This window comes from Amycolatopsis sp. MJM2582, from assembly GCF_000754115.1.
In the GTDB taxonomy this organism is placed as follows: Bacteria; Actinomycetota; Actinomycetes; order Mycobacteriales; family Pseudonocardiaceae; genus Amycolatopsis; species Amycolatopsis japonica.
In genome coordinates this window covers 416,434-442,943 of sequence record NZ_JPLW01000007.1, presented here as the reverse complement: position 1 = coordinate 442,943, position 26,510 = coordinate 416,434, and the positions used below count along the sequence as shown (strand labels likewise).

The following is a 26,510-nucleotide window of genomic DNA, read 5'->3' as shown; positions in this document are numbered from 1 at the left end:
CACCCCCGAAGGCCGACTGGGTAATCGCCCCAGGTCGATGAACTCACTTCCGTAACCCTTTGCGCTCATCCGGTTGACCGGGGTAACCGGAGACCCCTAGTTTCGCCGGAGGTCTCCACCGCGCGTAGACCGATCGGCTGGTTCAGATGGTTCCGTGACTATGGGGTGGAGATGCGAGGGCCGACGAAGACGCTCGTCGTTGCCACTGTGCTCGTTTTGGGCATGGTGTTCGGGCTGGCCGGATGCGACGACGAAGAGCCGGCGGGCATGGCGGCCAGGCCGATCCGGATCGCGTTCGTGCCGAAGGTCGCCGGCATCCCGTACTTCGAGGCGATGAACACCGGCGGGCGGGCCGCGGCCAAGCAGCTCGGTGTCGAATGGACCTCGACCGGTCCGGTCACGGTGGACCCCGCGGCGCAGGTCTCGATCGTGCGCGGCCTCGTCGACCAGCAGGTGGACGTCATCGCGATCGCGCCGAACGATCCCAGGGCGATCGCTCCCGCGATCACCGACGCGCGGGCCAAGGGCGTCCATGTGATCACTTCGGACACCGACGCACCAGGCACCGATCGCGAGCTCTTCGTCAATCAGGCGACCTCGGAAGGCATCGGCAAGGCGCTCACCGACGCACTGATGAAGAAGATGGGGAACGCGGGCAAGTACGCGATCGTCTCCTGTGGCGAGACCGCCGAGAACCTCAACGCGTGGATCGCCGTTCAGCGTGCCTATACCGCTACCCAGTACCCCCATGCCCAGCTCGTCGAGACGGTCTACGCCGGTGAGGACAAGGACAACGCCACCGCGCTGGCCAAACAGCTGATGACCAAGTACCCGGACCTCACCGGCCTGGTCGGCGAATGCACGACGTCCGCACCCGGCGTCGCCGAAGCGGTCCGCTCGCAGCAGAAGATCGGCCGCGTCTTCACCGTCGGCGTCGGGACCCCGCAGGCGATCAAGCCGTACCTGCTGGACGGTTCCGCGTCGCTCTCGGTGCTGTGGAACGTCGAATCGCTCGGCTACCTCACCGCCTGGGCGGGCAAGCAGATCGCCGAGGGCAAACTGCCCGGCCCGTCGAACAAGGTCAACCTCGAACTCCCCGCGATCAAGTACGAGGAAGACAAGAAGACCCTGCTGCTGGGCGACCCGCTCCTGATCACGCGCGAGAACGTGGACCAGTTCAAGTACTGACTCACCGCGCCCGCCGGACGGCACCGGCCGCCGCGCCACCGCCGAGGATCAGGACCAATGCGGTCAAGCCCCACCGTCGTTTCTCCTTCGTGCGGGCGTGCGCGTCGACCTCCGCCGCCACCTCCTTCCGCTCCCTGGGCGCCGCCGAACGAGACGGCCTCGGCGGGGAAACGGGCGGCTGCGGCATCACCTGGGGAGCGGACGTGGGCGCCGGACTCGACGACGGCGAAGGCGAAGGCGAAGGCGTCTGCGACGGACTCGGAGTCGGGCTCGGGCTCGGTGAGGGAGACGGTGACGGACTGGGCGACGGCGGCGTAGAAGTAGGCGTGGGTGTGGGCGTCGGTTTGGGCGGTTCCGGCTTCGGCGGCTCAGGCTTGGGCGGCTCAGGTTCCGGCGCGGTGAGACAGCCCGCGGCGTCCGAACCCGCCAGCGGCGGCCCCGAAAGCACCACGGTCACCTGCCCGCTCCGGTCCAGCCGGTAGAGCACACTGCGCCCGCCGATCCGGTTCGCCGTGGCGTACAGGGCACCGTCGCGGCCGAGCACCACCGAGCCGTAGACGTCGGCGGGCGGGAAACGCGCGTCTTCGGCTTCACGGACCTTGCCGGTCTCCGGATCGATGGTGATCACGGCGCCTTTTCCGCGCCAGGTGGTGGAAACTCCGTACAGCAAACCGTTGTGGTAGGCGAAATCGTTGACGTCGTGGGCGAGCGTGATCGGCCGCAGGAACACCGTCTTGATCACCCGCAGGAACCGCTCCCCCGGCGTCAAGTCCACTGTGTACAGTGTGCCGTTCCTGAGCAGGTACCAGGAATCCCCGCCGATCGCGCCGGCGGTCACCCCGGCGACAGGGCTCCACAGCGGCAGCCGGTTCCCGGCGCGGGTGATCGGGCCGAGGTCCCGGGTCTTCCCCGCCCGGTCGATCGTCACCGCGTGCGCGCCCCGGCTGAGTCCTTCGGCGACACCGAAGACCAGATCACGCGTCGCGGAATAGCCGAGCGCGTTGAGCCGGTAGCCCGGCTCGGTCACCCGTGACGTCGTGCCGGAGCCGACATCGAGCCAGCGCAGTTTCGACTTGCCGTACGACCCGGTCTCCGCCTGCACCACCAGGCACGATTCGGCGGCTCGCGCGGCCATCGGCGCCAGGAGCGCCGACGCCCCCACCAGCCCGGCGACGGCCACCGTCGCCGCCGCGCGGGTCACCCCGTCCACAGTGCTCACCGGCTCAAGAGATCCTCGCCAGCGCGGCGGTGAACGCGTCCGGCGGGATCCGCACCCCACCGCCGAACGGGTTCTGCAGCTGGTAGATCGCGAACAGCAGCAACGTGACCGTGCCGGCCAGGGTGGACACGATCACCAGATGCGCGGCCAGCCGGGTACCGCCGAACAGGTTGGGCAGCAGTGCCGAGATGAGGCTGCCGAGGATGAGCGCGAACCACACGACACCGCCGACCCGGCCGCCCACGACCGCGTTGAGCCGCTCCTGCCGGGCCTCGTAGACCTGCCAGAGCTGCGTGTTCGCCTCGGTCTTGCGCTCGCGGAGCCAGTCGTCGTCCGTCGGGGCCTTGTCCACGGCCTTGCGCAACCGGTCGAGCTGCGTCCAGCCGGCGTCCGGGAGGGTCGTCTGCCCTCCGGCCATCAGCGGCCATTCCTTCTGCTCGACCGTGGTGATGTACTCGGTGCTCAGCTTCCGCACCTCGTCCTTGACCTCGGCCCCCAGCGAATCGGCGGCCCAGACGGCGGCGACCAGGCTGTCCGCCTCGTGGTAGGAGCCTTCGCGCGCCGCGCTCGCGGAATCGAAGAGGGAGATCAGGATGAACGCGACCAGGACGGCGTGCAGCCCGCCGACGATGGTGAACACCTGGCCGGCGGCGTCGTTGTTGTCAGGCCGTCCTTCGTCCCAGCCGAACTTGCGGACGAGGTAGCCGACGAGTCCCGCGAGGGCCGCCGCGCCGACGACCCAGGCGATGCCGGTCAGGTAAATACCCATTCGAGTCCTTCCAGGCGGGAGACTGCTGAAACTAGTTCACCCTTCGACGAACGGAAAAGACCGGTTGAATCAATTCATACCAGCGGCGGACGGAGAGAAGTCGATCATCACCGGCTCGGCCCAATTTCCCACGACTCGAAACCATTTCCGACACGCGCCGGAAAGGCCCGTCACCGGTCGGAGAACCCCGCTTCACGACCGGGTGAGCGGCCACCACGAGACGTCACCAGCCTCGCAACATACGGGCATTTCGCGTAGTGACGGCACCCGATCAGCCGCAGCAGAACGCGCGTCCGGCCCAATCCGGCAAACAGGTGAACCTCTCCGTAGACCCGATCGAGCTGTTTGACCGGGCATTACGCCTTGCTATGTTGACTTTGCGCCCACCCCACTCGAATGGGTATCCGCGAATTGCGAAAAATCGCGGTTCACCGGGTCGACTGAAAGGGAGTCCGTTGACGACCATCGAGACCCATACCGGCGCCCGGCCCGCCGGCGAGGTACTGACCTGGAGCCGGAATCTCCTCGACCCGGCTTTGCGTGAAGCCGTCGACGGACTGCCCGAGTCGATGCGGCTCATCGCCGGTTACCACTTCGGCTGGTGGGACGAACACGGTCGTCCGTCCACTTCGGACAGCGGGAAGGCGCTGCGGCCCGCGCTGGCGTTGTTGTCGGCGCAAGCGGTCGGCGGGGACGCCGAGACCGCCGTCCCGGTGGGCGTCGCGGTGGAGATGGTGCACAACTTCTCCCTGTTGCACGACGACGTGATGGACTCCGACACCACGCGGCGGCACCGCCCGACCGCCTGGACCGTTTTCGGCACCGGCGCGGCGATCCTCGCCGGGGACGCCTTGCTGTGCCGTGCCTTCGAGATACTGGCGCCGTTCGGGCAGACCGCGCTGCGGGTGCTCAGCACCGCCGTGATCGACCTGCTGGAAGGGCAGAGCGCCGATCTGAAGTTCGAGGAACGCGGTGACGTCGACACCGCCGAATGCGTTCGCATGGCCGAGGGGAAGACCGGCGCGTTGCTCGGGGCGTCGTGCACGCTCGGAGCGCTGGCCGGAGAAGGGAGGCAGGATCAGGTCGACCGGCTGACCGAGTACGGGAGGGCACTCGGGCTGGCGTTCCAGCACATCGACGATCTCCTCGGGATCTGGGGCGATCCGGCGGTGACCGGGAAACCGGTCCACTCGGATCTCTCCAACCGGAAGAAGTCCTTGCCGGTGGTGGCCGCGCTCCACTCGGGGACGGACGCCGGGCGAGAACTGGATGCCTTGTACCGCAAGGAAAACCTCGACGCCGCGGAGTTGCCCCACGCGGCGGAGCTGGTGGAACGGGCGGGCGGCCGGACGTGGAGCCAGGAGCAGGCCGACGCGCTCCTGACCGGCGCGCTGCACCATCTCGCCGTCGCGAACCCGGTGCCCCGCCCAGGCGCCGAGCTCGCGGCCCTCGCGAAACTGGTGGTGCGGCGACGGTATTGAAGCCGGGCGCGGTAAGGCAGGGGTGGGCGGGGAAGAGCCCACCCCTGTCCCCTCAGGTCAGCGGCCGGGCCGGGTCAAGCCCTGGTCACCGGCACCGCGACTGAGGACGACCTCGTCGGTCGCCTTGAGCGCTTCCGCGCCGGCGTTCCCGGCCGGTCCCGCGGTCAGGTCGAGCAACCGGATCGGCGGGCCGAGCTGGACCAGCGTCGGAACGTATTCGGCCTTGCCGACCTTCCAGCGGTCGCCGTCCCGCACGAACCGGAACCGCGCCGCGGCGCCCTGTTCGGTCGAGCCCTTCGGTTCCGAATGGCGGGCGACGCTGTTGCCGAGGCCGTAGGCGACCCACTTGCCGTTGATCTGCTCGAAGGGCTGCACGACGTGCGCGTGGTGGCCGATGATCAGGTCGATCGAGTCGTCGCCGAGGAGTTTCTTCGCCAGCGTGCGCTGTTCGGCGGTCGGATCGTGCTGGTATTCGGTGCCCCAGTGCAGGCTCGCGAGGACGACCTGGGCGCCCGCCTTCCGCGCGGCCTTGGCCTGGGCGATCACGGCCTCGGCGTCGATCTGGTTGACCAGCCAGGGTTTGCCCGCGGGCACCTTGATCCCGTTGAACCCGTAGGCGAAGGAGATCTGGGCGACCTTGACACCGTTGACGTCGACGATCAGCGGCTTCTTCGCCTCTTCGGCCGAACGCGCCGAACCGGTGTGCTTGATCCCCGCCTCGTCGAGTTTGTCGAGCGTGCGGGTCGCGCCGTCCACGCCCTGGTCGATCGTGTGGTTCGACGCGGTCGAGCAGTTGTCGTACCCGGCGTCCTTGAGCGCGTCGACGATCTCCGGCGGCGCATTGAACGACGGGTAGCCGCTGTACGGCCCGCCCTTCGGCGCGAGCGGGGTCTCGAGGTGACAGATGCCGAGGTCGGCCCCGGAGATCAGCGGTTTGATCCCGGCCAGCAGCGGCCGGTAGTCGATCTTGCCGCCGCCGTCCTCCTTCGCCTGCTCGGTCAGCGCGGGGTGGATCAGCACGTCGCCGGTGGCGACCACGGTGAACGACCCGTCCGGCGCCTGGCTCGCCTGCGGAGCCTCGGAGGCGGCGGGCGGCGGCTGCTGCTCAGGGGTGCCGCTGCACGCGGCGAGCAGGACGGCGGCGCCGAGGAGGGCGGTGGTCTGGCGGACGCGGGAGCTGAACATCGATTCCCTCAATCGGGTGACAGTCCCCTCCATCCTGCCTTACCGGCCCGCCGCCCCGACGAGATCGGCCTCCAAGCACGCGAGTTCCGCCTTCAATCACGCGAGTTCGGCGTTCAGGCCAGGCAGTCGCCGGGTTCTCCCCGCCGCAGCGCCGGATCCTCCTGGGTGAAGGTCCGCGCGACCCCCGGCCCGCTGGACCGCGTCTCGAACCGGACGGTCACCCGGCCGTGCCCGGCGCCCTGCACCCAGCCGGTGCCGAACTCGTCGTGGACGACGTCGTCGCCGGGCCGCCAGCTCGACGAGACCACGGCCACCGGCGCGGGCGCCCGTTCGACCACCGGCACGTCCGGCGCCGGAACGGAAAGCGTGAACAGCGGATCCTGATGCGGCACCGACAGCCCGGACAACGCGACACCGGCCAGCCGCACCCCGCCGAATTCGGTCGGGTCGATCAGCAGCCGTTCCGCCATCGCGGCGAGCTGGTCGAATTCGTCAGTGGGCGAGGCCATCGTCTCCGAACGCGTCACCGTGCTGAAATCGGTGTGCCGCAGTTTCACCACGACCGTCCGCGCGACCCGGCCTGCGTTGACCAGCCGCCGGTGCGCGTGCACGGCGAGGTCGCGGACCTCGCGCCGCAGGCTCGGCAGGTCGATCAGGTCGCGGTCGAACGTCGTTTCCGCGCTGACCTGCTTGAGCTCCGCGCGGTCGGACACCGGCCGGTCGTCGACGCCGGTCGCCAGCCGCCGCAGGTCCCGCCCGACCACACTGCCCAAAGTGGACACCGCGTCGGCGTCGGAGAGCTCGGTCAGCTGCCCCAGTGTCCGGACGCCGATCGCGCGCAGTTTCCCCTCCGCCACCGGGCCGATCCCCCACAGCACCCTGGTCGGCAGCGGCGCGAGGAAATCGCGTTCGGTGCCCTGGTCGACGACGAGCAGCCCGTCCGGTTTCGCCAGATCCGAAGCGACCTTCGCGACCTGTTTCCCCGACGCCGCCCCGATCGACGCGACCAGGCCGATGTCGGAGCGGATGTGCTCCCGCAGGCGCGCACCGAACTCCCGCACATCCTCCGACGAAGCCCCGGCCAGTGACGGCGGTTCCGCGAAGGCCTCGTCGAGGGAGATCCGTTCCAGCACGGGCGCGTACGTGGCGACGAGGTCGAACACCCGGGTGCTCAGCAATTCGTACAGTTTGAACCGCGGCGGCAGGATGACCCCGTTGGGCGGCAGCAGCCGCCGCGCCTGCGACATCGGCATCGCCGATTTGATCCCGTGTTCGCGCGCCTGATAACTCGCCCCGGCGACCACGCCGCGCGGGCCCGCGCCGCCGACCAGGACCGGGCGGTGCGCCAGGGTCGGCCGGGTCAGCTGTTCACAGGAGGCGTAGAACGCGTCCATGTCGAGGTGGATGACCCACCGGTCATGCCCGCCCATCGCCCGGCACCTCGAGAAGACGGTGCAGGGCCTTCGTGTACTCCTCGAACGCGGCCCGGCCACGCGTGGTCAGCTCGACCAGTGTCACCGGCGTGCGATGTTCGAAGGCCTTGGTGATCCCGACGTAGCCGGCGTCCTCGAGTTTGCGCAGATGCGTCGACAGGTTGCCCGGCGTCATGTCCAGCAGTTGCTGCAACCGCGGGAAGGTGATGCTGTCCCCCGGCCCCAGGCTCGACAGGGCCACGGTGACCCGCAGCCGCGCCTGCGCGTGGATCACCGGATCCAGCTGGGGCAGCCCGTCCTCACTCATCGCGCCCGCACCAGGAAGACCAGGGACGCCACCAGGAAGCCACCGCCGCCCGCGACGCTCAGCACGAGGAAGTTGTACGGTCCCCCGGCCAGCACACTCGCCGCGCCGCACGCGATGATCCACACGCCGAGGCCGTACTGCAGTTTGCTCTGCCACAGCATTCCGCCGGCGAGGTACATCAGGCCGGTCAGCATGAGCGCGGTCCCGGACCAGAGCAACGGGATCAGGTCGGCGTCGATGCCCAGACGGATCAGCGCGGTGTTCACCACCGTCAGCCCGCCGAACGCGATCATCCAGCTCCACCCGTACATCGCCCCGACGAGCCGGGACGGGCCGTGTACGCCGCGGCCCGCGCGGATGCCGTAGATCGCCGAGTACGTCATGGCCCCGGCGAAACCGACGACGGTGAGCACGGCGGCGACCCACAGCGGCATCAGCGCCGTCGGCGGAGTGGAGACGTAGATCAGCCCGAAACCGAACAGCCACACCAGACCCCAGACGGCGAGCAGCACGGCCGGATTCGGCCCGATCTCGCGCCGGGTCCGCTCCGACTGCGTGGCGATGAGCGCGAGCGACTCCTCGGGCGTCATCGGCCGCTCGTCGCCGTCCCGTTCATCCTCCACCACTTGGGAAAACTAACACGGGTTCACAGCCTCGCCGTGTCGAGCCGGAACCTCGCCATCACCACGAGCGCGGGCACCACCAGCCACGCCGCGAGCACTCCGACGGCGGTCACCATGCCCGAGCCGCCGAGCACCGGAGCGCGGCCGATCTCGCCGAGCCAGTACGTCGGCATGAGGTGCCCCGCGGTGTTCATCCAGCCGGGCAGCACCTGCAGCGGGATCCACAACCCGCCGAACATGCCCAGCGGCAGCATCAGCGCGCCGGTCACGGCCTGGACGGTGTCGCCCTTGCCGAACAGGCCGATCATGAGGCCCAGTACGGCGAACGGCAGCGTCCCGAGCCACAGCGTGCCGAAGATCGTGAACCACTGGCCGGTTTCGAGCCGGATGCCGCGGATCATCCCGGCTGCGAAGATCACCAGCAGGACGGGCAAGGCGACGAACAGTCCGGCCGCCACCTTGACCATCAGGTAGCCGGACGCGCGCAACGGCGTCAGCCGCAGGGTGCGCTGCCAGCCGTCGGTGCGCTCGGTGGCGACGCGGGTGCCGGTGAACAGCGCGGCGGTCATGGCGCCGTACGCGGCCATGTTCACCATGGTCACCGTCGCGGTCGAGATGCCAGGAGCGATCTCGCGGGCACCGAAGATCCCGCCGAACAACAGGAACATCGCCAGCGGCATGCCGATGGTGAACAACGCGAACTGCGGGCTGCGGACGATGCGCTTGATCTCCAGCGCGAGGTAGGCGGGGTTCATCGCAAGGCTCCTTCGGCCCCAGCTGTGTTTCGCCGTTCAGGCGCGTCTGTGTTCTGCCCTTCAGGCGCGTCCGTGGTCAGCGCGATGAAGGCTTCTTCCAGTCCCACAGCGGTGATTTCGATGTTCGCGGCGAGCGGGAACTCGCGCAGCAGGCCGCGGATGGCGGCGTCGGAGTCGGCACAGTTCAGTTCCGCGTGCCCGGCGCGCAGCACGGCTCGCGAGACCCCGGGCAGCGCGGCGAGCGCGGCTTGGGTGGCGTCCGGGACGACGGCGCGCAGCACCCGCCCGGCGACCGCGGCCCGCACCTCGCCGACGGGACCGTCCGCGACGACCCGGCCGTGCCGCATGAGCACCACGCGGTCCGCGTAATCCTCGGCCTCGGCGAGGTAATGCGTCGCGAAGAGGACGGTGCGGCCCGTCTCGGTGTACTCGCGCATCGACGCCCAGAACCGGCGCCGCCCGTCGACGTCCATGGCCGCGGTGGGTTCGTCGAGCACCAGCAGATCCGGATCGCCGACCAGCGCGAGCGCGAACCGGACCCGCTGCTGCTCGCCGCCGGAAAGCTTGCCGCAGCGGCGGTTCGCGTACTCGGTGACACCCGCCCGCTTGAGCACCTCGCGGACCGGCAGCGGATTCCGGTGCAGCGACGCGAACAGGCCGACGAGTTCGGCGACCGTGGCGTCCCGCAGCAGCGTCCCGTTCTGCGCCATCGCGCCGACCATCCCCCGGTCCATCGCCTCGGCCGCGCTGAGCCCGGCGACCCGGACCCGGCCGTCGTCCGGCCTGCTCAGCCCCAGCAGCATGTCGATGGTGGTCGATTTGCCCGCGCCGTTCGGCCCGAGCAGCGCCACCACCTCCCCTGGCGCGACCCGCATGCTGACGTCTTCGACGGCCAGGACGTCACCGAAGCGCTTGACCAGCCCTTCGAGGCTGAACGCGTCCGCCATGACTCTCCCCCTTCGAGCACTCTGAACTACAAAGCTCATTCGCACTTTGTAACACAAAGTCCCCTGCCTCGGAAACCCCGTAGCGCGTGAAGGCCCCCTTCCCTCGGCTGAGCCGAGGGAAGGGGGCCTTCACGCGCATTCCTTAGGCGGGCACCCGGGAGAGCGCCGCGTCGGGGGCCGAAGCCGTAGCCGCGGCGGGTGCCGGAGGCGGCACCGGGAGCGGCAACGGCGCGCACTCGACGTCGGCGGTGCGTCCCGGCTTGCGGTCGGGCAGTGCCCCGGTCGCCAGGTAGTCGGCGATCCGGTTGTCGACGCAAGCGTTTCCGCGCGGGGTGATGGCGTGGCTCGTGCCGCCCGGCTCACCGATCAGGCGAGCGCCGGGGAACCGGCTACGCACCTCGAGGCTGCCCTCGTACGGCGTCGCCGCGTCGAGCGTCTCGCCGATCATCAGCACACTCGGCACCTTCGAGCCGTCGACCTTGACCGGCTTGGCGGGCTTCGCGGGCCAGTACAGGCAAGGCGCGTTGAACCAGGCGTTCTGCCACGTGAAGTACGGCGCCTTCTCGTACGTGCGCCAGTTGTCGCGCTTCCACTGCTGCCAGCTCGGCGGCCACTTCACGTCCGTGCACTGGACGGCGAGGTACACGGCGTACCCGTTGTCGTCACCGCGTCCGCCGAAGGCCTCGAACAGACCCTTCATCGTCTGCCAGTCGCCCTTGTTGACGAATTTCGCGAGCGCGTCACCGAGCAGCGTCCAACGCAACTGGTAGTACGACGCCTGCTGGAAGACGTCGAGGAGTTCGTCCGGTCCGATGAAACCACCGGCCGGAACGGCGGCCACCTTCTTCAACTGCTCGTTGAAGACCTGCTTCACCGCGGCCTGCGTCTTGCCGAGGTGATAGACGTCGTCGTGCTGCGCGACCCAGCCGAACCAGATGTTCAGGTTGACGTCGAAGGCCACGTCCTGGTTGAGATTCGCCTGGTACCAGACATTGCGGGGGTCCACAGTGGAATCGAGGACCATCCGCCGGACGTGCTGCGGGAACAGCGTCCCGTAGACCTGGCCGAGATACGTGCCGTAGGAGTACCCGTAGAAGTTCAGCTGCTCCACGCGGAGCGCCTTGCGGATACTGTCCATGTCCTTGACCGTGTCGGTCGTCTTGATGTTCTCCAGCAGCGCGCGGCTGTTCTTCTCCGAGCACGCGTCGGCGTAGGACTTCGAGCGCTGCAGCCAGGTCTTCTCCAGCTGCCGCGTCGTCGGCACGTAGTTCGGCCGGTTGTAGTCCATGTAGTCCGGGATGCACGAAAGCGCGGGTTTGCTGGAGCCGACGCCGCGCGGGTCGAAGCCGACCCAGTCGTAGGCGTCGCCCGCGTGGTTCGGCACGCGCGTGCCGCGGGTGGCGAGCAGCAGCCCGGAACCACCGGGGCCGCCCGGATTCGTGAGCATGACGCCCTGGTACTGCGCCTCGGGTGTCTTGTGCTTGACGCGGCTGAGCGCGAGCTGGATCTTCTCGCCGCGCGGCCTCGAATAGTCCAGTGGAACGGACAGGTGACCGCATTCGGCACCGGCGTTGATCAACGTCGGGTCGGTGCACGCTCCCCAGGTGATCGTCTCGACGGGCTGCGCCGCCTCCGCCGCGCCGGCGGGCGCGGTCACCGCGACCGAGGCGAGCGTGGCCGCGGTCAGCGCGGTGATGAGAACACGTCTCAAGGTTTCTCCCTTTCCCTCCAAAGGTGAAAGCCCCGAAACCCTATCCACGTCCATGACCTGCGGAAGCCTTCCGGCGAAGGTCCCTACCAACGGCGGGTCCCGATCGCGGCAAACCGGGCAACCGGTTAATCGGTTGGGAGGCCTCGCGGGCCTCGCTAGGCTGTCGATCATGATCCGCCGCATCCGCGTTCGCGCCCTCTGACCCCACTTCACGGATCCGGACAGGACACATGCAGAACCAGCACATCGCCATGATCGGCTCCACCGCGCCGAGTCACATCTATCCCTCGTTGGCGATCATCCGCGAGCTCGTCGCTCGCGGGCATCGGGTCAGCTACGCCGTGGGCGAGCCGCTCACCGGGTTGATCGCGCCGACCGGGGCCGAGGTCGTCTCGCACCCCTCGATCCTCCCGCTCGGTGATCAGTCGGCGTGGCCGGAGGATCCGGCGTCGCAGATGCGGGTCTTCCTCGACGAAGGCATCCAGGCGATGCCGGTGCTCACCGACTTCTACGACGACAACCGCCCGGATCTGGTGCTGTACGACATCGGCGGGCTTCCGGGGCCGCTGCTGGCGAGGCGTTACGGCGTTCCCGCGGTGCAGCTTTCCCCGACGTATGTCGCCTGGGAAGGCTACGAGGAGGACATGGGCGAGATCGTCACCGCGATCCGGACCTCACCGTCCGGAAAGGACTATTTCGCCACGTTCACCCGCTGGCTGAACGAGAACGGCATCGAGGCCGACGCCTGGGACTGGATCTCCCATCCGGAGCAGGTGCTCGCGCTGCTGCCGAGGGCGATGCAGCCCAACGTCGAGCGGGTGCCGTCGTCGGTGCGGTTCGTCGGCCCGGCACTGGACCCGGAACGTCTGGCCGATCGGAGCTGGACCCCGCCGTCGAGCGGCCGGAAGGTCCTCCTGATGTCGCTCGGCACGGCGTTCACCGACCAGCTCGACCTGTTCCGCGCGTGCGTCGACGGGTTCCGCGACTCGGACTGGCACGTGGTCATCTCGATCGGCCAGACCGATCCGGCCGCGCTCGGGCCGCTGCCGGAGCACATCGAGGTGCGGTCGTTCGTGCCGCAACTCGCGGTGCTGGAGTCCGCGTCGGCGTTCATCACGCACGCCGGTATGGGCGGCAGCACGGAATCGCTGTGGTACGGCGTGCCGACCGTCGCGATCCCGCTGGCGACCGACGGTTTCGGCAACGCGGCGAAACTGGCCGAACTCGGCGTCGGTGAACAGCTTCCGGCCGACGAGGTGACGGCATCGACGCTGCGTGCCGCCGTCGAGCGGGTGGCCGGTTCGCCCTCGGTGGCCGCGCGGCTGGCCGAGGTGCGGGCCGAGACCCGCGGGAACGGCGGGATCGAGCGGGCCGCCGATGCCGTGGAGTCCTTCCTCCCGTAGTCCCTCAGGAACGCCATGAAAGGTCCTTTCCTTGCAAAATTTGCAAGGAAAGGACCTTTCATGGCACGCGCGTCAGGTGCCCCGGATCTCGTTCAGGTAGTTGTAGATGGTGTACCGCGTGACGTCGAGTTCGCCGGCGAGGTGGTCCACCGAATCCTTGATGAGGAAGAACCCCGCCTCGTCCAGTTCCCGGACCACGGCCGCCTTGTGGCGTTTCTTCATCAGGTCCACCGGGATCCCCGCCTTGGCCACCGCGCGCCCGACCAGGAACCGTTGCAGGCTGTCGACGTCCGGCGGGAACGTCTCGGGCTCGTGCCCGTTGGCCTTCGGCGCACCGTCGGACAGCCGGTTGACGCACAGGCAGCCGATCGCGACCCCGTCCGCGTCCCGCAGGAACAACGTCGACGAGCGGATCGCGCGCCCGTCGGGGCCGTGGGTCTCGTAGTTCGTCAGATCCTGCGTCGTACCCCGGCGGACGAGCCCCAGCAGCAGATCCGTCATCGGCCCGCCGACCGTCCGGCCGGTGAGGTCGCCCGCGATGGCGACGATCGAATCCGGCAGCCTGCTCAGATCGTGCAGCAGGACTTCGTTGCCCGGCCCCAGCATCGCGGCGAGCGCGTGCACCGCCGGGACGAGCGCGGTGAGCAGATCGCCGGAGGCCGCGGACGCGACAACGGGCGCCTCGAAGACACGAGCCGGCTTCTTCAGCCGTTCCAACGCCGAACGCACCTGTTCCGCCGCACTCGCCGGAGTGGACGCGTGCGGCGACAGCCGGACGTGTTCCGGCCGCACGGTCGCCGCGATCCCGGCGTTCGCCAGCGCGGAACCCACCTGTTCGGCCGCGTGCCCCGCCAGTGTGAAGGCGAGGATCCCGGCCCGTCGCTCGACGGCGGAAACCACCTCGCCACCAACGGATTTCACGGCTTCTTCGAGTTCGCCGACCCGTTCGGCGATCCGCCCGGCGATGGCGCCGACGCCCGCTTCCTCGACCAGTTCCAGCGCGGCCGCGAACGCGCCCGAGGTGATCGGGCTCAGGTTCGAGATCGACCACGCGGCCGCGGTGTCGTCGGCCGGATGGATCTCGTCGTCGAACAGGCCGGGGTCGCGGGCGCCGGTCCAGCCGGAGAGGATCGGCTCCATCCGCTCCAGCGCGCGATCCGACAAGACGGCGAAGCCGGTGCCCCAGCCCGCCCGCAGCCATTTCTGCCCGCCGACGACGAGTACGTCCGCGACCTCCCACGGCGCCTCGGTCACGCCGAAGCCCTGGATCCCGTCGACCACGAGGAGCCGGTCCCCCGCCACCTCGCGGATGGCCGCCAGATCGGCGCGGTACCCGGTGCGGAAATCGACCGCGCTCACGCTCACCAGCGACGTCTCCGAAGTCAGCGCCGCCTTGACCGCGTCCGCGGTGACATTGCCCAGCGGCAGCCGCCGCACGGTCAGCCGCCCCGCCTGTTCCGCACGCGCCCACGGGTAGGTGTTGGCCGGGAACTCCGCCGCCGACACCAGCGCCTCACCGCCCGGCGCGTTGAACGCCGCCTGGAACAGGCCGAGACTGGTGTGCGGCAACAGCACCGTGTGGTCGGTGTCGCTGCCGGAAAGCCGCGCCGCGGCGGCCTTGGCCCTGGTCTCCTGCCGCATCAGGTCGTCCACAGTGGACGGACCGGCCTTGGTCGAAGCGTCCAGCAGGCTCGCCGTCGTGTCGAGCACGGCGTGCGACGGCGGTCCGAACCGGGCGAAGTCGAGGTACCCGGCGGGCTCGCCGAACTGCAGCAGGTACCGCGGCGAGATCCGCGTCATGCGAGGACCCTGGCCAGGAACTGCTTGGTCCGCTCGTGCTTCGGCGAGCTCAGGAGCTCCCCCGGCGGACCGGTCTCGACGACCGTGCCGTCGGCCATGAACACCACCTCGTCCGCGGCCTCGGCCGCGAACCCCATCTCGTGCGTCACCACGACCATCGTCATCCCCTCCGCGGCCAACGTACCCATCACCGCCAGCACCTCGCCCACGAGTTCCGGGTCGAGCGCCGACGTCGGCTCGTCGAACAGCATCAGCTTCGGTTTCATCGCGAGCGACCGGGCGATCGCGACCCGCTGCTGCTGCCCGCCCGAAAGCTGCGCCGGGTACGCGTCGGCGCGGTGCGCGAGGCCGACCCGGTCGAGCAGGTCGAGCGCCTGCTCCCGGGCCTCCTCCAGGGGGACGCCGAGCACGCGCACCGGCCCCTCGACGACGTTCTGCAGCGCCGTCCGGTGACCGAACAGGTTGAAGCGCTGGAACACCATGCCGATGTCGCGCCGCTGCCGGGCGACCTCGCGTTCCTTCAGCTCGTACAGTTTGCCGTCGCGCAGCCGGAACCCGATCGGCTCGCCGTCGACCCAGACCTGCCCGGCGTCGATCGTCTCCAGATGGTTGACACAGCGCAGGAAGGTGCTCTTCCCGGCGCCGGACGGGCCGAGCAGGCAGACGACCTGTCCTTTGTGGACTTCGAGGTCGATCCCGCCCAGCACCTCGGTGTGGCCGTAGCTCTTGCGGACGCCGACGGCCTTGAGCAGTGGCTCAGACACGTTCACTCCTCACCAGTGGCGCGGTGCGCAGGGCCTTGGCGGCGCGGGAGAACGCGCTCCGCGACCGGTCTTCGGAGTCGAAGGCGCGCTCCAGATAGTGCTGCCCCACCCCGGCGACGGTCACCACGACCATGTACCAGACGGCGGCGGCCAGCAGGGTCTCCATCACCAGCAGGTTGTTGGACGAGATGTTGTTGGCGGCGTGGATCAGTTCGGTCACGCCGATCACCGACGCCATCGACGTGCCCTTGAGCATGTTGATGAAGTCGTTGCCGGTCGGCGGGATGATCACCCGCATCGCCTGCGGCAGCACCACGCGGCGCAGTGTCGCGCCCGGCGACATCCCGATCGACTTCGCCGCCTCGGTCTGTCCACTGTCGACACTGTTCAGCCCGGCGCGGACGATCTCCGCCATGTACGCGCTCTCGTTGAGCGCCAAGCCGAGCAGCGCGGCGGTGAACGCGGTGATCAGCACGTTGGTCTGCTCGTGCAGCAGGTGGCCGCCGAACGGCAGCGGGATCGAGATGAACTCGAAGACCAGCGCCAGGTTGTACCAGATCAGGATCTGTAGCAGCACCGGAAGCCCGCGGAACAGCCAGATGTAGCCCGCCGCGAACCAGCGCGCCACCGGATTCGCCGACCGGCGCATCAACGCGATCACGATCCCGATGACGATCGCCGATGCCTGCGCGATCACCGCGAGGAGCACGGTGTTGAGCAGGCCGACCGCCATCACGCGGTACCACAGGAACTCGGGGACCGAATCCCACTGGATCTGGGCGTTGCCGAGCGCGATCCCGAGCAGGATCAGCAGCGCCAGGATGATCGCGGCGCTGACCCACCGGCCCCAGTGTTTGCGCCGGACGATCGGCAGCGGCTCAACTTCCGCCATTGAGCTTCGCCTCCTTGAGCGCGCCCTGCTCGACGCCCCAGGCCTGGAGGATCTTGCCGTAGCCGCCGTCGGCGATCAGCGACTGCAGTGCCTTCTGGATCGACTCGGCGAGCGGCTTGTTCTCCTTGTTGACGCCGATCCCGTACGGCCCGCCGTTGATCGGCTCGCCGGGGACGACCTCGAAGAACTTGCCCTCGCCCGCGGTCCGCGAGATGTAGACCGCGCTGGGCAGGTCGTTGAGGATGGCGGCGACCCGGCCGGTGCGGAGCTGGTTCTGGTTCTGGGTGTCGGAATCGGTCGCGGTGACGGTCAACGCGGGCTTGCCCGCTTGCGCGCATTTGCCGTTCTGTTCTTCGGCGAACTTCTGGTGGCTCGTGCCCTGCACCACCGCGACGTTCTTGCCGCACAACGTGTCCGGGCCGGAGATCCGGTCGGGGTTGCCCTTGCGGACCATGATCGTGATGCCGGACGAGAAGTAGTCGACGAAATCGATCTGCGCTTGCCGGGTCTTCGTGTCGTTCATCGCGGCCATCGTGAGGTCGACGCGGCCGGACTGGAGGCTCGTGATCAGCGAACCGAACGCCATGTCCTGGTGGTGCACGGTGACGCCCAGCTTCTTGCCGATGGCCTTGGCGAGGTCGACCTCGTAGCCGATCGGGGTCTTGCCGTCGGCGGCGTAGAAGTTGTTCGGCGCGGACTGCAGGTTCGAGGCCAGGTGCAGCATCCCGGCCTGCGTGTACTTAGCGGGCAGGGTGCCGGCGACGGCGGCGTCCTTCTGGACGGACTCGATCAGCGCGGTCGTGTCCGGGATCGCGGCGGGCGCGCCGGGGGCCGCGGGTTCCTGGCCGCCGGCGCCGTCGGGCCCGCCTCCGCAGGCCGCGGCGACGAGCGCGGCCAGGCCGGTGAGCACGGCCAGGCGCCAGGTTCGGTTCAGGGTGAGCGGCGTCGACGGCATGACGGACCTCCACGGGGGCTTCGGGTGGTCGCCGACGCTACAACTGGGTGTTGAAGAGGTCAACTGGGTGTTGAAATCTTGTCCGGTCAGATGTCATGAAAGGGCCGTTCAGGACAAAAGATGTCCTGAACGGCCCTTTCATGACACTTCAGTAAGCGGTGGTCACCGCCGGATCAGACCGCGATGTAGTTCCCCGAGAGGATGATCAGGACCTGCACGGTGATGCCGGTGCCGTAGTAGTCGTCGGCCTGCGGCGACCAGGACGTGACGCGGGTCCACAGCTTGTCCAGCCATGCCTGGCTGCCCGGGTCGTTCATCGCCGCGATGGCGAACGACGCGGTGAAGCAGGGGTGCTCGCCGGATTCGCCCGAGATCTTGGAGCCCGACAGCGTGTAACCCTGGTTGATCTTGGCGGGGTCGCCACCGGTGGCCTGCTGGATCCAGGTGTTCATCTTCCGCACCTGACCCTGCGCCGGGCTGCCCGACACGGTGACGCCGTCGACGCCGAGGCGCCACGGGTCACGGCAGGCGTTCCAGCTGAAGTGCTGCGGGTGGTCCTCCATGAAGTCCGACGGCGCGGGCTTCGGCGTGGCGTTGGTGCCGACGACGAAGTCCGGGATGAGGCCGGTCTTCGGCGCGTACTTCTCCTGCAGCTGCGTGACGGCCTTCTCCTGCCGGGCCCGCACCTGCCCCCAGAACGAGTCCCCAGTGGCCTTTTCGAACGCGCGAAGGTGCCCCGGCATCCAGTCCGAGGAGCGCGAGCTGTTGATGTACTTGCCGCTGTCGGCCCAGTCCGCTAGCCGCATGAACTTGGTGTCGGGGTTGACCTCGCTGCGCTTGATCGCCTTGATGATCCGCAGCGCCTCGGCCTTGTAGTTGACCGAGCCCCCGCTTCCCCAGACCTTGTCGGCGATGAGCAGGCCGTAGGCGATCTCGAGGTCGCCGTCGGTCGCCGAGTCGCCGCCGTTGACGCTCTTGCAGTTCGGGTCCTGTTCGGCGGCGTGCAGGTCCTTGTCGATGACGGACGGGTGCGCCTTCACGAACTTGAGGATGCCGTCGAAGACCGTGCGCGCCTGCGGGTCCTTGTCGCCCATCATGGCCGCGATCGTCATGCCGTAGCCCTGCCCCTCGGCGACGAAGGCGTGGTCGGCGTCCGGCGCCTTGACCGCGTAGGTGCCCGTGCCGCACTTGGTGGTCAGGAAGTTCTTCTTCCAGAAGTCGTAGTACTTGGCCAGCGCCGCGTCCTGCGCCGACTGGCTCGCCGACGGACGCAGAACGCCCGGCAGGTAAGGCGTCCCCTGAGTGGTCGCCGCGGTGGCGGGGGCGGTCGTGGCGACCAGCCCGGCGGTCAGCACGGCCGCGGCCAGCACTGTCCGAACGGTCTTTCTCATGGCTCCTCCGGAAACGTCGTTGGTGGCGGCGGCGCGTTCCGAGAGTGACATCCGGATCGGGCAAAAACAAGAGAGTTAAGAAAGTTTCCTTACTATTACCTCAAATGACGCCTACGTGAACAGTGGCCTAGCGTTGACCCCATGAAGATCGACCTGAGCGAACGCGGCGAAGCCTTCCGGGAATTCTGGACCGAACGGCATCTCGCCACCCTGACCACCGTCCGCCCGGACGGGACCCCGCACGTCGTCGCGGTCGGGGTCACGGTGGACTTCGAGGCCGGAATCGCCCGGGTGATCACCTTCCGCTCGTCCAAGAAGGCACGCCTGGTCAAGGAAGCGGGCGAAAACGGCATTCCGGTCGCCGCCTGCCAGATCGACGGGCCTCGGTGGTCCACTTTGGAGGGACGCGCGGTCCTGCGCGAAGACCCGGAGTCCGTGCACGACGCCGAGAATCGCTACGCCGCGCGCTATCGGCAGCCCAAGCCGAACCCTGAGCGGGTGGTCATCGAGATCACGGTGACGCGGGTGCTCGGCAACGCCTAGCCGGGTCCCGCCTACGTGCGTGTCGTCCGTCCGATCACGCGCGACCGCTGAACCTCACGGTGGTCGTGAGTGGCGTTTCGGGTTAGAACCCGAAACGCCACTCACGACGACGGTGGATCAGGCACTCCTCTCCGCTAACCGGCGAGCACCAACCGCGTGTACTCGTCCAGGATCTCGCCGAGGTCGGTGAACCCACCCGCCGACGCCACCTGCTGATAACCCACCAGCATCGCCAGCCCCAGCGAGGTCACGACCTCCGCGCGACGCCGGTCGGGGATCAGCTCGGCCACCACCCTCCCGACCGTCTTCACCCGGGCGTCATCGACGCGTTTCTGCGCCACGCGAACGGTTTCGTCGTTCGCCGCCCAGGCGCGGATGGCCGCCTCCGCGCGATGACGGAGTCCGCGCGTCAGGCTCATCAGCGCGGCGAAATCCGCCTCGGGGCCGCCGGAACCGAAGTCCAGTTCCCGCAGGATCCGGACCTGCCGCTGCGCCCAGAAGTCGAGCAAGGCGCCCACGAATCCGGGCCAGCCGCCGAAATGGTGGTAGAAGGATCCGCTGGTGACACCGAGGCGTCTGCCGAGCGCGCCGACGTTGAGCCCGGCGAACCCGGACTCCGCGAGGATCTCCAGCGCCGCGTCGAAGTACTGCTCGCGGCTGACCGTGGAAGGCATCAGACGGCGCGCTCCCGCCCCTCCCAGTACGGGCGCCGCAACGTGCGTTTGAGGATCTTGCCGGTCGCGTTGCGCGGCAACGCCTCCACGAGCTCGACCGTGCGCGGGCATTTGTAATGCGCCAGTCGTTCCCGGCAGTACTCGACGAGTTCGTCGGCGTCGACGCGCTCTCCCGGAGCCGGGGCGACGACGGCCTTGACCTGCTCGCCCCAGCGGTCGTCGGGGATCCCGATCACGGCGACCTCGCCGACCGCGGGATGTTCGGCGATGACCCGCTCCACCTCGGGCGAGTAGACGTTCTCGCCACCGGTGATGATCATGTCCTTCACGCGGTCTTCGATGAAGACGAAACCTCCGTCGTCGACCCTGCCGACGTCACCGCTGCGGACCCAGCCGTCGACGATCGTCTCGGCGGTCGCCTCGGGTTTGCCCAGATAGCCCGCCATCGCCTGATCGGTGCGGAACCACAGCTCACCGGGGGTCCCCGGTTCGGCGTCTTCGAGGGTCGCCGGGTCCACGACGCGCATCCCCACCTCGGGGAGCACCGTGCCCGCCGACGCCAGCCGCTCGGGCCGGGCGGGGTCGCGATGCGCGTCCGGATCGAGCGTCGTCACCACCCCGGACAGCTCGGTCATGCCGTAGACCTGCACGAACCGGGTGTCCGGCCAGGCCGCGAGTGCCTTGCGCAGCAACGGGAGCGGCATCGGCGAAGCGCCGTAGCCCAGGTACTTCAACCGCTTGAACGCGGCGACGGCCTGCTCCCCCGCCTGCATGATGCCGGCGACCACGGCGGGCACCAGGAACGCGTGCGTGACGCCTTCGGCGAGCGCGCCCAGCAACGACCTGCCGTCGGGCTCGCGCGTCATCGTCGTCGGCTGCCCGTAGTGGAAACCGATGATCGCGTAACAACTCCCACCGACGTGGAACAGCGGCATCGCGACCAGGTTGCGGTCGCCGTCGCCCATCGGGAACGCGGCACCGGCGTTGCGGCTGTGCGCCAGCAGGTTCCGGTGCGTCAGGACGGCGCCCTTGGGGAAACCGGTGGTACCACTGGTGTAGATGATCAGCGCGCCGTCGTTTTCGTCGACCTCGGGTGAGACCTCGGCAGGGGCCGCGCCGGCCAGGAAGTCCTCGTACTGGTCGTCTTCTCCCCCGACGACGATCACGCGCTCGATCGACGGCAGCCGATCGCGCAGCGCCTCGACGGCGGGCAGCAATTCCGGGCCGGCGAAGACGATCCGCGCGCCACTGTCACCGAGGACGTACGCCAGTTCCTCAGGGGCGAGACGCCAGTTGACGACCGCGTTCGCCGCCCCGAGAGAGGACGCGCCGAAGGTCACCTCCAGGCAGGCGGGCGTGTTCTTGTCGACGAAGGCGACCCGGTCGCCTCTGCCGATTCCGGCGGCCGCGAGCGCGCCGGTGACGCGCCTCGCCCGGTCGTCGAGTTCGGCCCAGGTGAGCCGCCGCCCGGGGAACGAGAGGGCCTCCCGCTCGGGGATCGCCTTGGCCCAGTGCGCGAAAAGTTCACCGAGAAGCCGCACATCCGGACGCGCGTCGTCGGGCATGCCGGACCCCTTTCGCCTGGTCAGAGCCGCCATAGAGTGCTCTATGGTGACTCGGTGACCGGCAGGCGTCAAGCCACGAACAGGCTGAGCAGTCCCTCGACCGAGCGCACGATCACCCGGGCGGCGGCGCGTTCGGCGTGCGCGGCGTCGGCGCGTTCCGCCTCGTGCCGCCAGCGGACGAGGGCGCTTTCGGCACCCGCGTGGATCTCGGCCGGATCCGCGTCGGGTTCGAGACCGAGCCGCTCGGTGGGCGCGAGTCCCTGCGCGCCGAGCAGCCGGACGGCCTCCTCGGCGCTCTCCCCGGACAACGCCGTCCGGCCCCCGCGGATACCCGCGATGAGCCGCAGTTCCCGGAAGTCGTGCGCGGCCGCGGCGAAACGTTCCACGCGGGCGGCCAGCCGGTCACCGTGCGGAAGGGGTTCCGCGGCGAGAAGGCTTTCCAAGCGCAACACCGCCGTGCGCGCCTTCAACGCTTCGGCACGCGCGACGAAGCATCCGGCGAGCGTGTCCCTCAGGTCGCCGAGACCGCTTCGGTGCACGAGTTCCGCCGAGAGTTTGAGCCTGCTGTCGCAGCCGGTGCGGATCAGGGTGATCGCCAGCCGGACGCCGTAGAGTCCGAACCGCGACACCAGGTGTTTCCGCGACTCCGGCGAGACCCGCACCGGGAACGGATCGTCCACAAAGGAATCGACGGACAGCAGATACCGCTCCAGCTCCGGCCGGGAGATCGACGCGAGCGCGCGCAGCACCTCGAATTCGTCGTCCCGCAACGCTCGTCCCGCGTAGCCCAGCTGTCCGGCGACCGCGATGACTCCTTGGAATCCCGCGCAATCCGGGTTTTCGCGCCAGGCCCGGCGTGCCAGCTGTTTCGCGGTGAGCAAGGCGTCGATCCGGCCCGCGCCGACCTCGTCCGCCCGGCCGAGCACCAGCACCGAGTTCACCGCCGTCTGCCGCGCGAACGCCGAACCGCCCACCGGCCGGGTGCCGGCGAGTTCGTCGGGTTCGAGATGGCGCACCAAACGCACCGTCGCGTCGACGTGTTCGGCGAAGGCCGGAGTGTCGAACAGATCGATCTCGCGCAAGGCCCGCGTCGGCCATTCCGCCAGCGCGGAGACCAAAGTGGACTTCCCGGTCCCCGGCGTGCCGATGAAGCCGACGCGCAGCGGTTCGTCCAGCCGCTCCAGGCATTCCCGCAGCATCGCCACGGCGTGCGGGCGGTCCCGGTAATGCGCGGCGGCCTCGTTCAGCAGTTCCCGGACATCGAGCGTGGTCACGCCGACAGCTCCCGGCGCGGCGCGGCGCCGGTGCCGAGTGCCCCCGCCTTCCGGTGCAGGACGGCCAGCCGGTCGATCTCCTTCTTGACCCGCTGAGTACGCCGGTCCCGTTCGGCGGAGCCCGCGATGATCAGTTCCCGTTGCCGCGTCAGCTCTTCCGAAAGCTGGTCGGACAGCGCGGCGAAATGGTCGCGCAGGCGCCGCTGCACCTGACGGACCTCGTCCTTGATCTCCTTGCTGAACCGGATGAACACGTCGTCCACATGGCGCTGCGCCGCGGCCTTCGCCAACGCCTGACGGCGCTGCAACCGCATCCCGCCTTCGTCACGCACGCTCTTGGTGGCGAACGCGACACCGGCGCCGAGCGACACCGGGTTGATCAAGGGCAGCCCGGCGAGACTGGTGACCAGACCGAACATCAGCACGCCGCCGTAGGAGCCGCGCAAGCCGGTGAAGAGTTTCTGCCCGATCTTGAACCGCTCGATCTTGGGCGTGCCGACCTCGGGGATCGAGTCCACTCCGGACCCGGTCAGCGGCAGTTCCGGGGCGTGGCCGTAATGCGGCCCGAAGGTCGACGCGACGGCTTGCGCGATCCACTCCGACCGGTCGGACACCCAGTTGTAGTTCGTCTCGACGGCCTCGGCGAGGTTCTCTTCCAGCCAGGTCTGGAACTCCGGCCAGATCTGCACCGGGTCGCCTTCGTCGAAGGTGCGGTCGACATGCCGCACGATCACCCGGGTCCGCTCGCGCAGATCGTATTCGGCGTCGGAGATCAGGTCGGTGATCTCGTCGGACAACATGTTCTGCCAGCGCACGTTCTGCCGCCGCAGTTCCTCGGTGCGCCGTTGTGCCTGGTGCAGCAGGGTGACCTGGTCGACGCCGTTGTCCTGCGAGACCGCGTTCAGCCGGGTCTGCAACGTCTCGACCAGTTCGACCGCCGCCGCGCGCACACTCACCGCGGCGGCGAGCGCGCGGGTGCGTTCGATCGGGCGGGCGGCCTGTTCTCCCACCCAGTTCAGGAGTTCCGGGAAGCCCGACCGACCGTTGAGGGCCGCGTCACCGGCCTTCGCGGCGGCTTGCCGCACCGTCGCGGACACGGGGAAGACGTCGGCGACGACACCGGTCTCCGACAGCGCGGCGCGATTGCGGGCGGCAAGTTCCCGCCAGTCGGGGCTCACGTCGATCTTGGTCAGCGCCAGCACCAAAGCGGGGCACCAGGTCCGGATGTGCCTCGCCAGCGCGAGTTCGGCGGGCTGGAGTTCCTGTGTCGCGTCGGAGACGAGGATCACCGCGTGCGCGTCGGCGAGGACGTCGAGGGTGGCCGCCGTGCGCGGGGACCGGGGATCCCCGATCGCCGGGGTGTCCACGAGCACCAGGCCCGTGCCGAGGAGTTCGCGCGGCAGGCCGACTTCGACCCGGCGCAGCGACCCGGGCGGCCGGATCTCGAGTTCCTTGGCGAGGTCGCCGACCGGCACGTTCTCCCGCGCGTGCCCGACCAGGATGGCGGCGGGGTCGGCGGCGTACCCGATCTCCGTGGGAACGGCGGGCGTACTCGCGTCCCCGACCGCGCAGACCGGCGCGTTCAGCAGTGCATTGAGCAGGTATCCCTTGCCCTGCTTGGGAAAACCGACCACCGCGATCCGGGTGCCCGGCGCCCGTTGGTCACGTCTGCGCCGGAGTCGTTCGGCCAGGTCGGCGCGACCGTGGGCGGCACAGGCGTCCAAGGTCTCGTTGAGCACGTCGAGCCAGGCGGGGGCTGTCACGGGGATGCAGTGTTCCCTTAACCAAGCGCGGAATCAATGTGGCATGGGCCAACATGCCGTGCGGGCCCCGCGACCTGCGACGGTCGCGGGGCCCTGGCACAGAGCTGAAAAATGTTCGGATCAGCCGATGTGGATGTCGTTGTTCGAGGCGATGTCGCCGGCCCCGAGGTTGATGTCGCCCACGTGGCCGATGTTGTTGGCCACGCCGGAGACGACGTCGTGCACGTCGTTGACGCCCGCGTGGTTCGCGACATCGTTCACGACGTTGTCGGTGACGTCGGTCGCGACGTTGTCGGTCACGTCGCTCGCGACGTTGCCGTTGCCGATGTCGTGCGCCTTGCCCGCGATGTCGTGCACCTTGGTGGTGACGTCCGCGACGCCCGTCGTCTGACCGATGACGCTGGTGAGGTCGCCGACCGTGGACAGGAAGTTCGGGGCGTCGCCGGCGACACCGTCGGCGCGCGGCAGGTCGCTGGTCAGGTCGCCGACGGCCGGGACCGAGTCGACGGCGGGCAGACCGGCGGTGTCCACGGCCGGGACGCTGTGGGCCAGGTCGGTCGCGCTGTCGACGGCGCCGTTGGCGAGGTCGCCGGCCTGGCCGACGGAAGCGGCGTCGAGGCCACGCGAAAGGTCGTCGGTCAGGCCGAAGCTGCCGACGGTGTTCTGCGCGAGGGCGGTCACGCCGGCGGCGGCGTTCGACACGTCGGTCACGTCGGAGACGGCCGGGACGCCGGACAGGCCCGGGACGTCGACCGGCAGGTCGCCCACGGCGGGCACGGCCGGGACGGCGGGCAGGTCGCCCAGCTCCGGCACGCCGCCGAGCTCCGGCAGACCCGGCACGGCCGGGAGACCGGCCTCGGGCAGGCCCGACAGGGAGCCCGCACCGGGGACCGCGACCGGCAGACCGGCGGTCAGCGCGGTGAGCTGGTCGATCGCGCCCTGGACGCCGTCGGCGCACTCGCCGTCGGTGCCGTTGACGGCGTTCGTGACGCCGCCGAAGCCGGCCAGATTGTCGGCGGTGGCGGCGGTGGTTCCGGTGAGGTCGGTGGCGGTGCCGACCGGGACGAAGTCGAGCACCAGCGGGACGACCTCGTGCACGTCGGCGGCGTTGATGTCACCGAGGCCGGCGTCGGCCAGCACCTGCTGCGGGTCGTTGGCGAACGCCGCGCGGGCCGCGGTGTCGTTCAGCAGGTTCAGCGTGAAGTCGTGCAGGGTCTGGACGGAACCCATGAAAGGACTCTCCTGGGGGTCTAGGTCGGTGGGGCGGGCCCAGCGGCCGGAGGGCACGGCTGAGCGCAGGTCACCGAAGCTAGTGAGCCGGTACCCGTGGGCACATCGGGGATCACTCCTGGTCGTCACTCACTCAGCCAATAGGGGATCGGTATGACATCGTTAGGGCGTTAGGGGCTTAACCGAGACGCACTCGGTTGGGTTTAATGCCAACCCTCACCCGGATGGGTCAAGCCGTTCAGGTGAGTGGCCCTATTTGGTCCTTAGGGGCTGGTCAAGCGAAGGAGGATGCTCGTTGCCCTACGTCCTCGGCATCGATATCGCCTCGACCCGCACCACCGCCGCCACCTGCGTGAACTCCGGCGACGGGTGGAGCGTGCCCGAGCCGTCGTGGCTCGGCGCGCGCGGCCCGGCGGCGGCGTCGGCGGTGTTCCTCGACGACGACGGCTACCTGCTCACCGGGGACGCCGCGGTCGAGGCGGGCCGGTCCGCGCCCGCCCGTCTGCTCACCGGGTTCCACGAACGGGTCGGCGACGACGTTCCCGTGATCGTCGGCGGCGAGCGGTTCCCCGCCGAATCCCTCCGCCCGGTCCTCGTCGGCGCGGCGGTGGGCAAGCGGCCCAACGCTTCGGGGCGGA

23 protein-coding genes and 1 pseudogene are annotated in these 26,510 nt (G+C 69.3%); 5 read left to right on the top strand and 19 right to left on the bottom strand.

All coding sequences use genetic code 11. The features are described from left to right. Positions 1 to 171: 171 nt before the first annotated feature. Positions 172 to 1,188 carry an autoinducer 2 ABC transporter substrate-binding protein gene (locus tag ED92_RS36550; RefSeq protein ID WP_369797474.1) on the top strand — a complete coding sequence of 339 codons (1,017 nt, stop codon included), beginning with the start codon at positions 172 to 174 and terminating at the stop codon, positions 1,186 to 1,188. 1 nt (position 1,189) lies between these two features. Here ED92_RS36550 and ED92_RS36545 read toward each other — a convergent pair whose 3' ends face one another. After that, positions 1,190 to 2,407, bottom strand: a complete 1,218-nt coding sequence (locus tag ED92_RS36545) for a hypothetical protein (RefSeq protein ID WP_052121094.1) — start codon at positions 2,405 to 2,407, stop codon at positions 1,190 to 1,192. Between the two features lie 4 nt (positions 2,408 to 2,411). Beyond that, positions 2,412 to 3,176, bottom strand: a complete 765-nt coding sequence (locus ED92_RS36540) for a DUF4239 domain-containing protein (RefSeq protein WP_037346566.1) — start codon at positions 3,174 to 3,176, stop codon at positions 2,412 to 2,414. Between the two features lie 455 nt (positions 3,177 to 3,631). On the opposite strand from ED92_RS36540, the gene ED92_RS36535 reads away from it, so the two are divergent. Beyond that, the gene (locus tag ED92_RS36535; RefSeq protein ID WP_037346564.1) at positions 3,632 to 4,657 is read left to right on the top strand and encodes a family 2 encapsulin nanocompartment cargo protein polyprenyl transferase; all 1,026 of its coding nucleotides are present in this window, start codon (positions 3,632 to 3,634) and stop codon (positions 4,655 to 4,657) included. Between the two features lie 57 nt (positions 4,658 to 4,714). On the opposite strand, the gene ED92_RS36530 is transcribed toward ED92_RS36535, so the two are convergent. The 7 genes from ED92_RS36530 to ED92_RS36500 form a co-directional block, all read right to left on the bottom strand. Continuing rightward, positions 4,715 to 5,842 carry a CapA family protein gene (locus ED92_RS36530; RefSeq protein ID WP_037346562.1) on the bottom strand — a complete coding sequence of 376 codons (1,128 nt, stop codon included), beginning with the start codon at positions 5,840 to 5,842 and terminating at the stop codon, positions 4,715 to 4,717. Positions 5,843 to 5,955: 113 nt separating this feature from the next. Continuing rightward, entirely contained in the window at positions 5,956 to 7,272 is a 1,317-nt protein-coding gene (locus ED92_RS36525; protein WP_037346561.1) for a DNA polymerase IV, read from the bottom strand. Next, the gene (locus tag ED92_RS36520) at positions 7,259 to 7,582 is read right to left on the bottom strand and encodes a transcriptional regulator (protein WP_016332004.1); all 324 of its coding nucleotides are present in this window, start codon (positions 7,580 to 7,582) and stop codon (positions 7,259 to 7,261) included. Before ED92_RS36520 ends, ED92_RS36525 begins: the two co-directional genes overlap by 14 nt. Next, positions 7,579 to 8,208, bottom strand: a complete 630-nt coding sequence (locus tag ED92_RS36515) for a hypothetical protein (protein WP_081976015.1) — start codon at positions 8,206 to 8,208, stop codon at positions 7,579 to 7,581. Before ED92_RS36515 ends, ED92_RS36520 begins: the two co-directional genes overlap by 4 nt. 20 nt (positions 8,209 to 8,228) lie before the next feature. Continuing rightward, positions 8,229 to 8,960, bottom strand: coding sequence for an ABC transporter permease (locus tag ED92_RS36510; protein ID WP_037346560.1), 732 nt, complete (start codon positions 8,958 to 8,960; stop codon positions 8,229 to 8,231). Beyond that, positions 8,957 to 9,907, bottom strand: coding sequence for an ABC transporter ATP-binding protein (locus tag ED92_RS36505; protein WP_052121093.1), 951 nt, complete (start codon positions 9,905 to 9,907; stop codon positions 8,957 to 8,959). The genes ED92_RS36510 and ED92_RS36505 overlap by 4 nt, the downstream gene beginning before the upstream one ends. Before the next feature lie 142 nt (positions 9,908 to 10,049). Continuing rightward, positions 10,050 to 11,618 carry an alpha/beta hydrolase gene (locus tag ED92_RS36500; protein WP_152611098.1) on the bottom strand — a complete coding sequence of 523 codons (1,569 nt, stop codon included), beginning with the start codon at positions 11,616 to 11,618 and terminating at the stop codon, positions 10,050 to 10,052. A 230-nt stretch (positions 11,619 to 11,848) separates the two neighbouring features. Between ED92_RS36500 and ED92_RS36495 the strand changes: the two genes are divergently transcribed. After that, positions 11,849 to 13,021 (top strand): macrolide family glycosyltransferase, encoded by a 1,173-nt coding sequence (locus tag ED92_RS36495; protein WP_037346559.1) that lies wholly within the window; start codon positions 11,849 to 11,851, stop codon positions 13,019 to 13,021. Positions 13,022 to 13,093: 72 nt separating this feature from the next. Here the strand turns inward: ED92_RS36495 and ED92_RS36490 are convergent, their stop codons facing one another. The 5 genes from ED92_RS36490 to ED92_RS36470 form a co-directional block, all read right to left on the bottom strand. Beyond that, the gene (locus ED92_RS36490) at positions 13,094 to 14,821 is read right to left on the bottom strand and encodes an aminotransferase class V-fold PLP-dependent enzyme (RefSeq protein WP_037346558.1); all 1,728 of its coding nucleotides are present in this window, start codon (positions 14,819 to 14,821) and stop codon (positions 13,094 to 13,096) included. Further along, positions 14,818 to 15,585 (bottom strand): amino acid ABC transporter ATP-binding protein, encoded by a 768-nt coding sequence (locus ED92_RS36485; RefSeq protein ID WP_037346556.1) that lies wholly within the window; start codon positions 15,583 to 15,585, stop codon positions 14,818 to 14,820. The genes ED92_RS36490 and ED92_RS36485 overlap by 4 nt, the downstream gene beginning before the upstream one ends. Further along, the gene (locus tag ED92_RS36480; protein ID WP_037346554.1) at positions 15,578 to 16,477 is read right to left on the bottom strand and encodes an amino acid ABC transporter permease; all 900 of its coding nucleotides are present in this window, start codon (positions 16,475 to 16,477) and stop codon (positions 15,578 to 15,580) included. The genes ED92_RS36485 and ED92_RS36480 overlap by 8 nt, the downstream gene beginning before the upstream one ends. Beyond that, positions 16,464 to 17,432, bottom strand: coding sequence for an ABC transporter substrate-binding protein (locus tag ED92_RS36475; RefSeq protein ID WP_037346552.1), 969 nt, complete (start codon positions 17,430 to 17,432; stop codon positions 16,464 to 16,466). The genes ED92_RS36480 and ED92_RS36475 overlap by 14 nt, the downstream gene beginning before the upstream one ends. A gap of 173 nt (positions 17,433 to 17,605) precedes the next feature. After that, positions 17,606 to 18,823, bottom strand: coding sequence for a glycosyl hydrolase family 8 (locus ED92_RS36470; protein WP_037346977.1), 1,218 nt, complete (start codon positions 18,821 to 18,823; stop codon positions 17,606 to 17,608). Between the two features lie 141 nt (positions 18,824 to 18,964). On the opposite strand from ED92_RS36470, the gene ED92_RS36465 reads away from it, so the two are divergent. Next, positions 18,965 to 19,366 (top strand): PPOX class F420-dependent oxidoreductase, encoded by a 402-nt coding sequence (locus tag ED92_RS36465; protein ID WP_037346550.1) that lies wholly within the window; start codon positions 18,965 to 18,967, stop codon positions 19,364 to 19,366. A gap of 134 nt (positions 19,367 to 19,500) precedes the next feature. On the opposite strand, the gene ED92_RS36460 is transcribed toward ED92_RS36465, so the two are convergent. The 5 genes from ED92_RS36460 to ED92_RS36440 form a co-directional block, all read right to left on the bottom strand. Beyond that, positions 19,501 to 20,040, bottom strand: coding sequence for a TetR/AcrR family transcriptional regulator (locus ED92_RS36460; protein ID WP_037346548.1), 540 nt, complete (start codon positions 20,038 to 20,040; stop codon positions 19,501 to 19,503). Beyond that, entirely contained in the window at positions 20,040 to 21,605 is a 1,566-nt protein-coding gene (locus ED92_RS36455) for a long-chain-fatty-acid--CoA ligase (RefSeq protein ID WP_037346546.1), read from the bottom strand. The genes ED92_RS36460 and ED92_RS36455 overlap by 1 nt, the downstream gene beginning before the upstream one ends. A gap of 68 nt (positions 21,606 to 21,673) precedes the next feature. Then, a complete protein-coding gene (locus tag ED92_RS36450) occupies positions 21,674 to 22,879 on the bottom strand; it encodes a GTPase (RefSeq protein WP_037346544.1) in 1,206 nt (401 codons plus the stop codon). Further along, positions 22,876 to 24,642 (bottom strand): dynamin family protein, encoded by a 1,767-nt coding sequence (locus tag ED92_RS36445; RefSeq protein ID WP_037346543.1) that lies wholly within the window; start codon positions 24,640 to 24,642, stop codon positions 22,876 to 22,878. The genes ED92_RS36450 and ED92_RS36445 overlap by 4 nt, the downstream gene beginning before the upstream one ends. 120 nt (positions 24,643 to 24,762) lie before the next feature. Continuing rightward, positions 24,763 to 25,872: an IniB N-terminal domain-containing protein gene (locus ED92_RS36440; RefSeq protein ID WP_037346542.1), complete on the bottom strand. Its 1,110-nt coding sequence runs from the start codon at positions 25,870 to 25,872 to the stop codon at positions 24,763 to 24,765. Between the two features lie 295 nt (positions 25,873 to 26,167). Here ED92_RS36440 and ED92_RS36435 point away from each other — a divergent pair. Next, positions 26,168 to 26,510, top strand: a pseudogene (locus ED92_RS36435) (molecular chaperone DnaK); the annotation flags it as partial.

Bases quoted from the DNA above. Each gene is read 5' to 3' on its own strand.
- ED92_RS36550 (WP_369797474.1), top strand. From the start codon at position 172: ATGCGAGGGCCGACGAAGACGCTCGTCGTTGCCACTGTGCTCGTTTTG.
- ED92_RS36540 (WP_037346566.1), bottom strand. From the start codon at position 3,176: ATGGGTATTTACCTGACCGGCATCGCCTGGGTCGTCGGCGCGGCGGCC.
- ED92_RS36530 (WP_037346562.1), bottom strand. From the start codon at position 5,842: ATGTTCAGCTCCCGCGTCCGCCAGACCACCGCCCTCCTCGGCGCCGCC.
- ED92_RS36525 (WP_037346561.1), bottom strand. From the start codon at position 7,272: ATGGGCGGGCATGACCGGTGGGTCATCCACCTCGACATGGACGCGTTC.
- ED92_RS36520 (WP_016332004.1), bottom strand. From the start codon at position 7,582: ATGAGTGAGGACGGGCTGCCCCAGCTGGATCCGGTGATCCACGCGCAG.
- ED92_RS36510 (WP_037346560.1), bottom strand. From the start codon at position 8,960: ATGAACCCCGCCTACCTCGCGCTGGAGATCAAGCGCATCGTCCGCAGC.
- ED92_RS36505 (WP_052121093.1), bottom strand. From the start codon at position 9,907: ATGGCGGACGCGTTCAGCCTCGAAGGGCTGGTCAAGCGCTTCGGTGAC.
- ED92_RS36495 (WP_037346559.1), top strand. From the start codon at position 11,849: ATGCAGAACCAGCACATCGCCATGATCGGCTCCACCGCGCCGAGTCAC.
- ED92_RS36490 (WP_037346558.1), bottom strand. From the start codon at position 14,821: ATGACGCGGATCTCGCCGCGGTACCTGCTGCAGTTCGGCGAGCCCGCC.
- ED92_RS36480 (WP_037346554.1), bottom strand. From the start codon at position 16,477: ATGGCGGAAGTTGAGCCGCTGCCGATCGTCCGGCGCAAACACTGGGGC.
- ED92_RS36475 (WP_037346552.1), bottom strand. From the start codon at position 17,432: ATGCCGTCGACGCCGCTCACCCTGAACCGAACCTGGCGCCTGGCCGTG.
- ED92_RS36470 (WP_037346977.1), bottom strand. From the start codon at position 18,823: ATGAGAAAGACCGTTCGGACAGTGCTGGCCGCGGCCGTGCTGACCGCC.
- ED92_RS36465 (WP_037346550.1), top strand. From the start codon at position 18,965: ATGAAGATCGACCTGAGCGAACGCGGCGAAGCCTTCCGGGAATTCTGG.
- ED92_RS36460 (WP_037346548.1), bottom strand. From the start codon at position 20,040: ATGCCTTCCACGGTCAGCCGCGAGCAGTACTTCGACGCGGCGCTGGAG.
- ED92_RS36455 (WP_037346546.1), bottom strand. From the start codon at position 21,605: ATGCCCGACGACGCGCGTCCGGATGTGCGGCTTCTCGGTGAACTTTTC.
- ED92_RS36440 (WP_037346542.1), bottom strand. From the start codon at position 25,872: ATGGGTTCCGTCCAGACCCTGCACGACTTCACGCTGAACCTGCTGAAC.